Origin of the sequence: Pseudomonas khorasanensis, assembly GCF_014268505.2 — a bacterium.
In the GTDB taxonomy this organism is placed as follows: Bacteria; Pseudomonadota; Gammaproteobacteria; order Pseudomonadales; family Pseudomonadaceae; genus Aquipseudomonas; species Aquipseudomonas khorasanensis.
In genome coordinates this window covers 511,551-524,653 of sequence record NZ_JABWQP020000002.1, presented here as the reverse complement: position 1 = coordinate 524,653, position 13,103 = coordinate 511,551, and the positions used below count along the sequence as shown (strand labels likewise).

Annotated in this window: 10 protein-coding genes; 2 read left to right on the top strand and 8 right to left on the bottom strand. The window is 60.8% G+C overall.

All coding sequences use genetic code 11. The features are described from left to right. The first annotated feature begins 171 nt into the window (after nucleotides 1-171). Nucleotides 172-360 (top strand): hypothetical protein, encoded by a 189-nt coding sequence (locus tag HU727_RS08465; protein ID WP_186529700.1) that lies wholly within the window; start codon nucleotides 172-174, stop codon nucleotides 358-360. Between the two features lie 68 nt (nucleotides 361-428). Here the strand turns inward: HU727_RS08465 and HU727_RS08460 are convergent, their stop codons facing one another. From HU727_RS08460 to HU727_RS08425, 8 genes are all read right to left on the bottom strand, one after another. Continuing rightward, complete coding sequence (locus HU727_RS08460; RefSeq protein ID WP_186529702.1) at nucleotides 429-971, bottom strand: DUF2058 domain-containing protein; 543 nt, start codon at nucleotides 969-971, stop codon at nucleotides 429-431. 25 nt (nucleotides 972-996) lie between these two features. Further along, nucleotides 997-1,830, bottom strand: coding sequence for a nucleoside triphosphate pyrophosphohydrolase (gene mazG, locus HU727_RS08455; RefSeq protein ID WP_186530564.1), 834 nt, complete (start codon nucleotides 1,828-1,830; stop codon nucleotides 997-999). Nucleotides 1,831-1,977: 147 nt separating this feature from the next. Beyond that, entirely contained in the window at nucleotides 1,978-4,221 is a 2,244-nt protein-coding gene (gene relA / locus HU727_RS08450) for a GTP diphosphokinase (RefSeq protein ID WP_186529704.1), read from the bottom strand. A 101-nt stretch (nucleotides 4,222-4,322) separates the two neighbouring features. Beyond that, on the bottom strand, nucleotides 4,323-5,699 hold the full coding sequence (gene rlmD, locus HU727_RS08445; protein ID WP_186529711.1) for a 23S rRNA (uracil(1939)-C(5))-methyltransferase RlmD: 1,377 nt from the start codon (nucleotides 5,697-5,699) through the stop codon (nucleotides 4,323-4,325). Next, a complete protein-coding gene (cysM, locus tag HU727_RS08440) occupies nucleotides 5,699-6,601 on the bottom strand; it encodes a cysteine synthase CysM (protein ID WP_186530566.1) in 903 nt (300 codons plus the stop codon). The genes rlmD and cysM overlap by 1 nt, the downstream gene beginning before the upstream one ends. A gap of 107 nt (nucleotides 6,602-6,708) precedes the next feature. Then, nucleotides 6,709-7,734 (bottom strand): PDDEXK nuclease domain-containing protein, encoded by a 1,026-nt coding sequence (locus tag HU727_RS08435; RefSeq protein ID WP_186529713.1) that lies wholly within the window; start codon nucleotides 7,732-7,734, stop codon nucleotides 6,709-6,711. Between the two features lie 184 nt (nucleotides 7,735-7,918). Beyond that, nucleotides 7,919-9,343: a sensor histidine kinase gene (locus HU727_RS08430; protein WP_186529715.1), complete on the bottom strand. Its 1,425-nt coding sequence runs from the start codon at nucleotides 9,341-9,343 to the stop codon at nucleotides 7,919-7,921. Beyond that, a complete protein-coding gene (locus HU727_RS08425; protein WP_186529717.1) occupies nucleotides 9,330-10,052 on the bottom strand; it encodes a response regulator transcription factor in 723 nt (240 codons plus the stop codon). The genes HU727_RS08430 and HU727_RS08425 overlap by 14 nt, the downstream gene beginning before the upstream one ends. Nucleotides 10,053-10,269: 217 nt before the next feature. On the opposite strand from HU727_RS08425, the gene HU727_RS08420 reads away from it, so the two are divergent. Then, the gene (locus HU727_RS08420) at nucleotides 10,270-13,023 is read left to right on the top strand and encodes a response regulator (RefSeq protein WP_186530568.1); all 2,754 of its coding nucleotides are present in this window, start codon (nucleotides 10,270-10,272) and stop codon (nucleotides 13,021-13,023) included. The last annotated feature ends 80 nt before the right edge of the window (nucleotides 13,024-13,103 follow it).

Genomic DNA, 13,103 nt, shown 5'->3' with positions numbered 1-13,103 from the left:
AAACCAAACGCCCTGCGACCGAATGTCGCGGTTTCCGTGGCCTGCAGCGCTGTTGCGAAAACCGCAACAACACCTTGCGCCAATCGGCGGTTTACTTAGCTGGCTAACAAATCCTATAACAGAGTCCTGCAGACGCCTTGCTGCAGATAACTTGAGATTTGGAGCTAGCAGATGACTGTAAAAGTAACTGAACGCGACGATTCACACATGTCCCACGAGGGCCTGGCCGCCGGTATCCGTATCTGGGACGTGCATCAACAAGACCTGCTGGTCGGCATATTCCATAACGAAATCGATGCCCACAATTACAAGGCCGAGCTGGAAGTGCAGGAACAGCAAAGAGACCTGAAGTCAGCCTGAGACAACCACAGCATTGAAAACGACGAACCCCGCCATGAGCGGGGTTCGTCGTTGTTACAGACCTCGACTCACCACATCAGATCATCGGGAATCTGGTACGCCGCATACGGATCGTCTTCGGTAGTGACTTCTTCGGTCTGCACGTTGAGCTGAACGATGCGCTGCGGGTCGCGCTCCTGGATCTTCAGCGCCGCTTCACGGGGGATGACTTCGTAGCCGCCGTTATGGTGCACGATCGCCAGCGAACCGCTGCTGAGCTTGTTGCGCATCAGCGTGTTGACCGAGATGCGCTTGACCTTCTTGTCGTCGACGAAGTTGTAATAGTCCTCGGTGGTCAGCTTGGGCAGACGCGAGACTTCGATCAACTGCTTGACCTGCGCCGCGCGGGCCTTGGCTTCGGCTTTTTCTTTTTGCTGGCGGTTCAGTTCCTGGTCGCGCTTGACCTTCTCGGCCATGGCTTCCTGAGCGGCGCGCTGCTGCGAGTCATCCAGCTCGATCTGCCCCTTGTGGGCCAGACGTTGCTGCTTCTGCTTGTCCTTGCTGACCTGCTTGGCCTGCTTTTGGTTGACCAGGCCTGCTTTGAGCAACTGGTCGCGAAGGGAAATACTCATGGTGCTTACTCACTTGGGCAGTAGCTCAGCCGCAGCTAGGCAAATTCTTTTCCTGACGTTTGGCCTCACCCCACAGGGCGTCCAACTCTTCGAGGGTGCAATCTTCCATGGGACGGTGGGTGTCGCGCAATGCCTGTTCGATAAAACGGAAACGCCTTTCAAATTTGCCGTTGGCACCGCGCAACGCCGTTTCCGGATCGACCTTCAGATGCCGGGCCAGATTGACCACGGAAAACAGCAGGTCGCCGATCTCGTCCGCCACCGCTGCAGGATCATTTTCGGACATGGCTTCGAGCACCTCATCAAGCTCCTCGCGCACCTTGTCGAGCACCGGCAAGGCGTCCGGCCAGTCGAAACCGACCTGCCCCGCGCGCTTCTGCAACTTGGCTGAACGGGACAACGCCGGCAGCGTGGCCGGCACATCGTCGAGCAGGGACAATTGCTCTGGGGCCGAGGCTTTCTCGGCGCGCTCCTGGGCTTTGATTTCTTCCCAGCGCTGTTTGACCTGTTCTTCGCTCAAGCGTGGAACGTCGAGCGGCGCGTAGAGATCGCCGGTGGGGAATACGTGAGGATGACGACGGATCAGTTTGCGCGTGATGCCGTCGATCACCCCGGCAAATTCAAACCGCCCTTCTTCCTTGGCCAACTGGCTGTAATACACCACCTGAAACAGCAGATCGCCCAGTTCGCCCTGCAGGTGATCCAGATCGCCACGCTCGATGGCATCCGCCACCTCGTAGGCTTCCTCGAGGGTGTGGGGGACGATGGTTGCGTAGGTTTGCTTGATGTCCCACGGGCAACCGTACTGCGGATCGCGCAGACGGGCCATGAGGTGGAGCAGGTCTTCGAGGCTGTACATCATTTATCTCTCTTGCGTAGATCCGATCGTTCCCATGCTCTGCGTGGGAATGCAGCCGTGACGCTCCGCGTCACTGGACGCGGAGCGTCCCAAGAGACATTCCCACGCGGAGCATGGGAACGATCGGGACATCAAACAATGTCACTCTCACGGGGTACGGTTACGCCGCGTTTCGATGATGTTCGGCAATTGCGAAATCCGCCCCAGCAGACGCCCCAGCGCATCCAGACCAGGAATCTCGATGGTCAGGGACATCAGCGCGGTGTTGTCTTCCTTGTTCGAGCGGGTGTTGACCGCGAGTACGTTGATGCGCTCGTTGAGCAGCACCTGCGAGACATCACGCAGCAGCCCGGATCGGTCGTACGCGCGAATGATGATGTCCACCGGATAGGTGAGCACCGGCACCGGCCCCCAGCTGACCTGGATGATCCGCTCCGGCTCGCGCCCGCCCAGCTGCAGCACCGAGGCGCAGTCCTGACGGTGAATGCTCACGCCGCGGCCCTGGGTGATGTAACCGACAATCGCGTCGCCCGGCAGCGGCTGGCAGCAGCCGGCCATTTGCGTCATCAGGTTGCCAACGCCCTGGATCTGGATATCGCCGCGCTTGCCCGGTTTGTAACCGGTGGCCTTGCGTGGGATCAGCTCCAACTGCTCGTTGCCGCGCTCCGGCTCGACCAGTTGCTGCGCGAGGTTGACCAGATGCGCCTGACGCAAATCGCCCGCACCGAGGGCGGCGAACATGTCTTCGGCGGTTTTCATGTTGGCCTTTTCGGCCAGCTTGTCGAAATCCACCGCTGGCAGGCCAAGGCGGCTGAGTTCGCGCTCGATCAGGGTTTTACCGGCCGCTACGTTCTGGTCACGGGCCTGCAACTTGAACCAGTGAACGATCTTGGCCCGCGCCCGCGAGGTGGTGACGTACCCCAGGTTCGGGTTAAGCCAGTCGCGACTTGGCGTGCCGTGCTTGCTGGTGATGATCTCGACCTGCTCACCGGTCTGCAGGCTGTAGTTCAGCGGGACGATGCGCCCGTTGATCTTCGCGCCCCGGCAGTTATGGCCGATTTCGGTGTGCACGCGATAAGCGAAGTCCAGCGGGGTAGCGCCCTTGGGCAAGTCGATCGCGTGGCCGTCAGGGGTGAAGATGTAGACCCGATCCGGCTCGATATCCACCCGCAACTGTTCAGCCAGACCACCGATGTCGCCCAGTTCTTCGTGCCATTCGAGCACCTGACGCAGCCAGGAGATTTTCTCTTCGTAATGGTTCGAGCCGGATTTGACGTCGGTGCCCTTGTAGCGCCAGTGCGCGCAAACGCCGAGCTCGGCTTCCTCGTGCATGGAATGGGTGCGGATCTGAACCTCGAGCACCTTGCCTTCCGGGCCGATCACCGCCGTGTGCAGCGAGCGGTAGCCGTTCTCTTTCGGGTTGGCGATGTAGTCGTCGAATTCCTTCGGGATGTGCCGCCACAGGGTATGGACGATGCCGAGCGCGGTGTAGCAGTCGCGCATTTCCGGCACCAGCACACGCACGGCGCGAACGTCGTAGATCTGGCTGAATTCCAGACCCTTGCGCTGCATTTTGCGCCAGATCGAATAGATATGTTTAGCCCGGCCACTGATGTCGGCGTCAACACCGGTGGCCTGCAGTTCGTCCTTGAGCTGGGTCATCACGTCGCTGATGAAGCGCTCGCGGTCCAGCCGTCGCTCGTGGAGCAACTTGGCGATCTGTTTGTATTGATCAGGTTCGAGGTAACGGAAGGACAGGTCCTCCAGCTCCCATTTGATGTGACCGATGCCGAGGCGATGCGCGAGGGGCGCGTAGATGTCAAAGACTTCGCGGGCGACGCGGTTGCGCTTTTCATCATCGGCGGCCTTCACCGCACGAATGGCGCAGGTGCGTTCGGCCAGTTTGATCAGCGCGACGCGCACGTCATCGACCATTGCGACGAGCATCTTGCGCAGGTTTTCCACCTGCCCCTGCGTGCCCATGACCATCGACTGACGCGGGCTGAGGCTGGCGCTGATGGCCGCCATGCGCTGCACGCCGTCGATCAGCTTGGCCACCACCGGGCCGAAGCGCTGGCCGATTGCCGCGAGTTCAATCTGGCCCTCGCGCACGCCGCGATACAGAACTGCAGCGACCAGCGAATCCTGATCGAGCTTGAGGTCGGCGAGGATTTCGGCGATTTCCAGGCCGGTACTGAAACTGCCGGAGCCTTCGGCCCACAGATTCTTCTTGGCATTGGACTGTTGTTCAGCCTCGCGAGCGAACTCGCAGGCTTCTTTCAAGGCCTCGCGATCCAGTGCCAGATCGACACTGACCGCGTGATCGAGCCAGGCCTCGAGATTGATACTGCCGTCGGTGTTGATCGGCTGGTGTGCTCTCACCTGTACCATGCTGCTTTACCTTCCCTACGACGCAGATTCAATGCGTCAAATCGCTGATCCTCTATGCCCGTTCGCGCTCGCGGGGCTCAGGCGAGCGCTGCGCGGACAGATCAGACGGATTCAGACGAGCCGTCCTGGCTCGCTTCAAATAACGCCATGGCCTCGACATGTGCCGTCTGAGGAAACATATCGAGAATCCCGGCACGTTTTAACCGGTAGCCCTGCTTGATCAATTCAACCGTGTCGCGCGCCAGCGTGGCCGGGTTGCACGACACATATACCAACCGCCTGGCACCCAGGGTTGCCAACTTGCGCACCACCTCGAAAGCACCGTCGCGCGGTGGGTCCAAGAGTACCGCAGAAAAGCCGTTTCCGATCCACTCGGCATCCGTCAAAGGCTGGGATAAATCGGCTTGAAAAAACTTTGTGTTATGCAAATTGTTACTGGCGGCGTTGGCGGCGGCACGCTCGACCATGGTCTGCACGCCCTCCACGGCCACCACTTCGCGCACGTTTCTGGCCAAGGGCAATGCGAAGTTGCCAAGACCGCAAAACAGGTCGAGCACACGTTCGTCGGCAGTGGGCTTGAGCCAGTCCAGCGCCTGGGCGACCATCGCTTCGTTGACGCCGGCGTTGACCTGTATGAAATCACCCGGACGATAAGCCAGATCCAGATCCCACCGCTCCAGGCGATAGCCGAGCGTCAGACCCGCCTCGACCGGCTGCGGTTCACCCTCGCCATGCAGCCACAATTGCGCGCCGTGGAAATCACAGAATTCCTTGAGGATCGTCAGGTCCGCTTCGGACAATGGCGCCATATGGCGCAGCAGTACCGCCAGCGACGAGCCACTGAACAATTCAACATGGCCCAGCGCTTGCGGCTTGCTCAAGCGACGCAGCATCTCCGGCAACCGGCTCATGATCGGTTGCAAGGGCTGTACCAGCACCGGACATTCGCTGATCGCGACGATGTCCTGACTGCCGGCGGCGCGGAAACCGACTTCGAGCTTTTTCGCTTTCATGTCCCAACGCACGGCGATGCGCGCGCGACGACGATAGGCGAATTCCGGGCCGGTCAGCGGCGCCGCCCACTCTTGCGGTTCGACACCCGCAACCCGCGACAACTGTTCGGCGAGCATGCGCTGTTTCAGGGCGAGTTGTTCGTCGTGGGGCAAATGCTGGACGCTGCAACCGCCGCAACGGCCGGCGTGCGGACATGGCGCCGGACGACGCAGATCGCTGGCGGTGAACACCCGCTCGGTGCGCGCCTCGACCACTTTGCCGTGGGCGCCGAGCACCCGCGCTTCGACCTCTTCGCCAGCGAGGGCGCCAAGGACGAACCAGGTACGGCCTTCGAAAAACGCGATGCCGCGACCGTCGTTGGCCAGGCGCTCGATCGTCAGGCGCTGCTTTTTACCGGTCGGGACTTGCGGGGCCTTGCTTCCACCGGTGGGCTGGAAGCGCAGGCCTCTCTCGTGTTTGGCCATCAGTTGGGCGCGTCAAAAATGCCGGTCGACAGGTAACGGTCGCCACGGTCGCAGATGATCGCAACGATCACCGCGTTTTCAACTTCTTGCGACAGGCGCAGCATCGCTGCCACCGCACCGCCCGAGGACACGCCGCAGAAGATGCCTTCTTCGCGAGCCAGACGTCGGGTGACGTCTTCGGCTTCGCTTTGCGCCATGTCGACGATACGGTCGACGCGGTCGGCCTGATAGATCTTCGGCAGGTATTCATGCGGCCAGCGACGGATGCCCGGGATGGCCGAGCCTTCCATCGGTTGCAGGCCGACGATCTGCACGCTGTCGCTCTGCTCTTTCAGATAACGCGACACGCCCATGATGGTGCCAGTGGTGCCCATCGAGCTGACGAAATGGGTGATGGAGCCCTGGGTCTGACGCCAGATTTCCGGGCCGGTGGTGGTGTAATGCGCTTCAGGATTATCGCCATTGGCGAACTGATCCAACACCTTGCCACGGCCTTCGGCCTCCATCCGCTGCGCCAGATCGCGCGCGCCTTCCATGCCTTCTTCCTGGCTCACCAGAATCAGCTCGGCACCGTAAGCGGTCATCGCTGCCTTGCGCTCGGCACTGGAGTTGTCCGGCATGATCAGGATCATTTTGTAACCCTTGATCGCGGCAGCCATCGCCAGGGCGATCCCGGTGTTGCCGGAAGTCGCTTCGATCAGCGTGTCGCCGGGATTGATCTGCCCGCGCAATTCGGCGCGGGTGATCATCGACAGCGCTGGCCGGTCCTTGACCGAACCCGCCGGGTTGTTCCCTTCGAGCTTGAGCAGCAGGGTGTTACTGGTGGCGCCGGGCAGGCGCTGCAAACGCACCAGCGGCGTGTTGCCGACGCAATCGGCAATGGTTGGGTACTGCAGGGTCATGGCGTATTCGCAATCCAGACGTGCGGGGGCGCCTATCATACCGGCAAACCCGCGAAGGCCATATCACGCAAAGTACGGTGCTTATGGTTTATGGGAATAAGCGCCCGCTAGTCCGTGTTTTCCGTGTGGGCCGTATCCAAAGCATAAAACTCATGCAGCTTGGCTTGCAGCAACTGTTTATCCGGCAGGCATGTTTGATACTGCGCGATCAATGCCGGCGAGAGACTGCGGTTAAGGGCGTACTCGACGACCTCGTCCTCTTTACTGGCGCAGAGCAACACACCGATCGCCGGATTTTCGTGCGGCTTGCGAACATTGCGATCTAGCGCCTCCAGATAGAAATCCAGCTTGCCGAGATATTCCGGTTCAAAGCGCCCGACCTTGAGCTCGATAGCGACCAGGCAATTGAGCCCTCGGTGGAAGAACAAAAGATCCAGAGCAAAATCCCGACCGCCGACTTGCAGCGGGTATTCGGAGCCGACAAAGCAGAAGTCCCGACCAAGCTCGATGAGGAAGTCCTTCAGCCTTGTCAGGAGCCCTTGGTGCAGATCGGTTTCAGAATGAGCAGAAGGCAGGTCGAGGAATTCGACCATGTAGGAATCGCGGAATATTTCAAGCGCTGCCGGGTGCGTTTGTTTCAGCGCGGCGGAGGTTTTCGCTGGATCGGTGACGCTTCGCTCAAAAAGCGCCGTTTTGAATTGGCGCTCCAACTCTCGAGTAGACCACTTTTGCTGAATGGCCATCCGCAGATAAAACTCGCGCTCTTGGGAGAACTTACTCTGCGTCAAAATGAGCAAATTATGAGTCCACGGCAATTGTGTCAGCAGTGCTGACACTTTCTCATCGCCCCGATAGGCCTCGTAAAACTGGCGCATCCGAAACAGATTTCGCCGAGTGAAACCTCGCAACCCCGGTTGCGTTTTAGCCAGATGTTCAGCCAATTGGCCAACCACCGAATCCCCCCAATCCGCCCGCTCAATCTTGCGACTGATATGAGCGCCCACCTGCCAGTAAAGCTCGATCAGGTGAGTATTGACCGCCTGCATGGCCTTGTGTCTGGAACTGTGGATCAGTGCGAGCACTTCATTGAAACGCTCGCCATCTGAGCCGCCGGTAAGGCTGGATGCATTCATGCGCAATTCCTTGAAGGTTTGGTGAAGCACGAGTCTAAACCGTTCAGGAAGCTTGAAATGACCGCTGGTGCAGCTTGGGAAATGTCATACAGAAAAAGACGAGCGCTCCGTCAAGTCAGCAAGATTGGGGGCGCGAACGGACTACATCGCGAGCAGGCTCACTCCTACACGGAACTTATGTTATTCAAATAATCTGTGGTGAACGCAAATCCACTGTAGGAGCGAGCCTGCTCGCGAAGGCGTCCGCATCAGCAACACCATCATCAGCCAGCAACCGCAAATTCAGCCGCAGCCCTGAGCCGGAATTCTCAGCCCAAAGCAACCCGCCCTGTCGCTGTACCGCATTCTTGGCAATGCTAAGGCCCAGCCCAAACCCGCCATCCCCCGGCCGCGAGCCGTCCAGTCGAATGAAGGGTGAAAAGATCCGCTCCAGATCCTCTTCAGCCACCCCGCCGCCCTGATCTTCCAGCCACAAGTGCCAGTAACCGCCATCGCGCCGGCCATCGAGCCGCACAACACCGCCCTCGGGCGAATGACGAATGGCGTTGCGCAGGATGTTCTCCAGCGCTTGCGCCAGGGTGTTCAGATTACCGCGCACCCAACACGACGCCTCGACCGCGCAATGCAACCGCAGGCTCGGCCAACCACTTTCGTAACAGGCGTTTTCGGTGAGCATTTCCCACAGCGCCTGAATCTGAATCGCTTCGTCTGGCAATGGGGAGCGTTCGGTATCCAGCCACGCCAGTTGCAGGGTGTCTTCGACCAGCCGCTGCATGCCATCGACTTCCCGACCAATGCGCTCACGCAGTTGCACCAGGCCTTGTTCGCTCTCGCTGGCCACGCGCAAGCGGCTCAGCGGCGTGCGCAGCTCGTGAGACAGATCGCGCAGCAATTGCTGTTGCAGGGCAACCGTCGATTGCAGGCGCTCGGACATCGAGTCGAACGCCCGGGCCAGTTCACCGAGTTCGTCCGGGCGCTGGGTGATGCCGCTCGACAGCCGCACATTCAACTGGTCGGCGCGCCAGGCGTTGGCCTGTTCACGCAGGTTGTTCAGCGGCACCACCAGCAAACGATAGAGGCCGACGCACAGCAACAAGGTAAACAGACCGGGAATCACCCCGTTGGTGATGACGCGCCAGAACACCCGGTACTTGCCCGGAACGAAGCGTTCGGGCAATTCGATGACGAGGATGCCGGCGGCAGGATCCTGGGGAAACGGTACGCGCAACCACGGCCGGCCCTTCTTGTGCACCGGCCAGTCGAGGCCACGCAGAAAGGTCAGATGCTGCACTTCAGCGGCGTTCAACGGCTCGCTGCTCAGTGACTGCAAGTCGCTGCCGATCACGCCCACCCAACTGGCCTCGCGCAATTCCATGCTTTGCAACCAGTCATCGACGCCGTTGCGCCCGCCTCGCTGCCACGCTTGCTCGGCTTGCGCGGCATAGCGGCCGAGCGTGCCACGCGCCTCGCCGGAGAGGTACTGATTACGTTCCTCCATGTAGCGGCCCCACGACCAGCTCAGCCAGATCATCAGCAGACAGAAGGCCACCAGCAGGAACGCCAGTTTCCAGAACAGCGAATGCCGCCCCGGCAATTCAGACAGCTTCATCGGTGGCGCTCAATACGTAGCCCTTGCCCCACACTGTGCGCACTTCGCGCTCGGTGTACCCGAGGTTTTTGAGTTTGCGACGAATCTGGCTGATGTGCATGTCCAGGCTGCGATCGTGCGCGGCGTAGCCACGTTGAAGGACATGTTGATAAAGAAAGGCTTTGCTCAGCACCTCTTCGTGATTGCGATGCAGGGTTTCCAGCAGCCGAAATTCGCTGCGCGTCAGCCCGGCCGCCTGCTCACGGAAAAACACGTCGCACGCTTGGTCATCGAAACGCAGGGTTCCGGTTGCGACCGCAGCGGCCATGGCGGGCGGGCGACGATCCAGCGCCACGCGACGCAGGATCGCTTCGATGCGTACATGCAGCTCGGCGATGCTGAACGGCTTGGGCAGGTAATCATCGGCGCCCAGGCGGAAACCGCTGATGCGATCGGCCTCGGCCCCCAGCGCCGACATCAATAGCACCGGCGTCGAATCGCTCTGACGCAGTTGCGTCAACAATTCAAGGCCGTCCAGCCCCGGCAACAGAATGTCCATCAACACCACGTCGAAGGGCTGGCTGCGAGCAATGTTCAGGCCTTCCTGGCCGTTCTGGCACCAGGTCACCTGAAAACCGCTGCGACCCAGATGTTCGTGCACATAGGCACCAAGCACCGGATCGTCTTCAATGGACAGTATGCGTGGCTTACAAGTGGAAACAGGAGTCATGACTATCTGCAACTAATTCTCAGTTGGCGGATTATTCAAGATTGTCCGACAGCGGGCAATACAAGGTTCGCTTGTCGGACGAACGAGCGTGCGCAAGTCCGGCGGTCACCGCTGCATTTTTCCGAAGATTGCCTGCATGCAAATCGCTACACTGCGCCCATGTCGCGTGCCGGATGCACGTATGTTTCAACAGATCAGCGGGATGCAGGAGAAAGGCGTGCTCAAGAAACTGGGAATCAAAGGTCGCGTGCTGTTGCTGACCTTGTTGCCGACCAGCCTGATGGCGCTGGTGCTGGGTGGCTATTTCACCTGGACGCAGCAGTCAGACTTGCAGAGCCAACTGATGCAGCGCGGCGAAATGATCGCCGAGCAACTGGCCCCGCTGGTGGCCCCGGCGATGGGCCATGGCGACACCGATCTGCTTGAACGCATCGCCACCCAGTCACTGGAGCAGCCGGACGTGCGCGCGGTGACGTTCCTGGCGTCCGACCGTTCACCGCTGGCCCACGCCGGCCCGACCATGCTCAATCAGGCACCCAGCGGCGACAGCGCACTGTTGCAACGGCGCAGCGGCAATGACGCGACTCGCTACCTGATGCCGGTGTTTGGTAAACACCGCAATCTTGCCGGTGAAATCATCCCCGAAGAGTCCGAGCGCCTGCTCGGCTGGGTCGAGCTGGAACTGTCGCACAACGGCATGCTGCTGCGCGGTTATCGCAGCCTGTTCGCCAGCCTGCTGCTGATCGCCGCCGGGCTTGCCGGCGCTGCCCTGCTCGCCCTGCGCATGGGCCGCACCATCAACCGTCCGCTGAGCCAGATCAAACAGGCTGTCGCCCAGCTCAAGGACGGCCACCTGGAAACCCGTTTGCCGCCCCTCGGCAGTCAGGAGCTCGACGAACTGGCCTCAGGCATCAACCGCATGGCCGGCACGCTGCAGAATGCCCGGGAAGAACTGCAGCACAGCGTCGATCAGGCCACCGAAGACGTGCGGCAGAACCTTGAGACCATCGAGATCCAGAACATCGAACTGGATCTGGCGCGCAAGGAAGCCCTGGAAGCCAGCCGGATCAAATCCGAATTCCTCGCCAACATGAGCCACGAGATCCGCACACCGCTGAACGGCATTCTCGGTTTCACTCATTTGCTGCAGAAAAGCGAACTGACTCCGCGCCAGCTCGATTATCTGGGCACGATCGAAAAGTCCGCCGACAGCCTGCTGGGGATCATCAACGAGATTCTCGACTTCTCGAAAATCGAGGCCGGCAAACTGGTGCTCGATCATATTCCGTTCAACCTGCGCGACCTGCTGCAGGACACCCTGACCATTCTCGCCCCGGCGGCGCACGCCAAGCAGCTGGAACTGGTGAGCCTGGTGTATCGCGACACGCCGCTGTCGCTGGTCGGCGATCCGCTGCGCCTCAAGCAGATCCTCACCAACCTGGTGAGCAACGCGATCAAGTTCACCCGCGAAGGCACCATCGTCGCCCGGGCGATGCTCGAAGAGGAACACGAAGACAGCGTGCAACTGCGCATCAGCATTCAGGACACCGGCATCGGTTTGTCGAGTCAGGACGTGCGGGCGCTGTTCCAGGCCTTCAGTCAGGCGGACAACTCGCTGTCGCGCCAGCCCGGCGGCACCGGTCTGGGGCTGGTGATTTCCAAACGTCTGATCGAGCAGATGGGCGGCGAAATTGGCGTCGACAGTACACCGGGCGAAGGCTCGGAGTTCTGGATCAGCCTGAGCCTGCCCAAGACGCGCGACGATGCCGAAGACCTGCCCGCCGCGCCGCTGCTAGGTCGCCGCGTGGCAGTACTGGAAAACCATGAACTGGCGCGCCAGGCGTTGCAGCATCAATTGGAAGACTGCGGCCTCGACGTCACGCCGTTCAATACGCTGGAAAGCCTGAGCAACGGCGTAACCGGCGCGCATCAGACCGATCAGGCGATCGATCTGGCGGTCATTGGCATCACCAGCAACGACATGCTGCCGGAGCGCCTGAACCAGCACATCTGGGACCTCGAACACCTGGGCTGCAAAGTGCTGGTGTTGTGCCCGACCACCGAACAGACGCTGTTTCATTTGTCGGTGCCCAACCCGCACAGTCAGTTGCAAGCCAAACCGGCCTGCACGCGCAAGTTGCGCCGGGCCTTGTCCGACCTGGTCAACCCGCGCCAGCTGCGCAACGAACCGGGCGAACCGCTGTCGAGCCGGGCGCCGCGTGTGCTGTGTGTCGACGACAACCCGGCCAACCTGTTGCTGGTGCAAACGTTGCTCGAAGACATGGGCGCCCGGGTGCTTGCGGTGGAAAGCGGTTACGCGGCCGTGAAAGCGGTGCAGACCGAATCCTTCGATCTGGTGCTGATGGACGTACAGATGCCCGGCATGGACGGTCGCCAGAGCACTGAAACCATCCGCCAGTGGGAAAGCGAACGGCATTGCACGCCACTGCCGATCGTCGCCCTCACCGCCCACGCCATGGCCAACGAAAAACGCGCGCTGCTGCAAAGCGGCATGGACGACTACCTGACCAAGCCGATCAGCGAGCGCCAATTGGCGCAGGTCGTGTTGAAGTGGACCGGGCTGGCCCTGCGCAATCAGGCGCCGGAGCGCGCCAGTGATACCGCGTCGGGAAATCAGGAATTGCCGGTGCTCGATCACGAAGAAGGCTTGCGTCTGGCGGCCGGCAAGGCAGATCTGGCGGCAGACATGCTGGCGATGCTGCTCGCCTCGCTGGAAGCCGACCGCGAAGCCATCCGCGCCGCGCGTGACAGTCATGACCAGAATGCGCTGCTCGAGCGCGTGCACCGTTTGCACGGCGCTACTCGTTATTGCGGGGTGCCGCAACTGCGCGCTGCCTGCCAGCGCAGCGAAACCCTGCTCAAGCAGGACGACCCGAAGGCCGTCGGCGCGCTGGATGAACTGGAGCAGGCGATCAATCGACTCGCGGCGCAGGCCCGAATCAGCGCCTGATCCAGCGCAATGCCGGCCGCTCGCAAAGCGCTACAGTTGTCACGGGCCATGGCGGCCCGCGTCGATGCTTCAGGAGGATT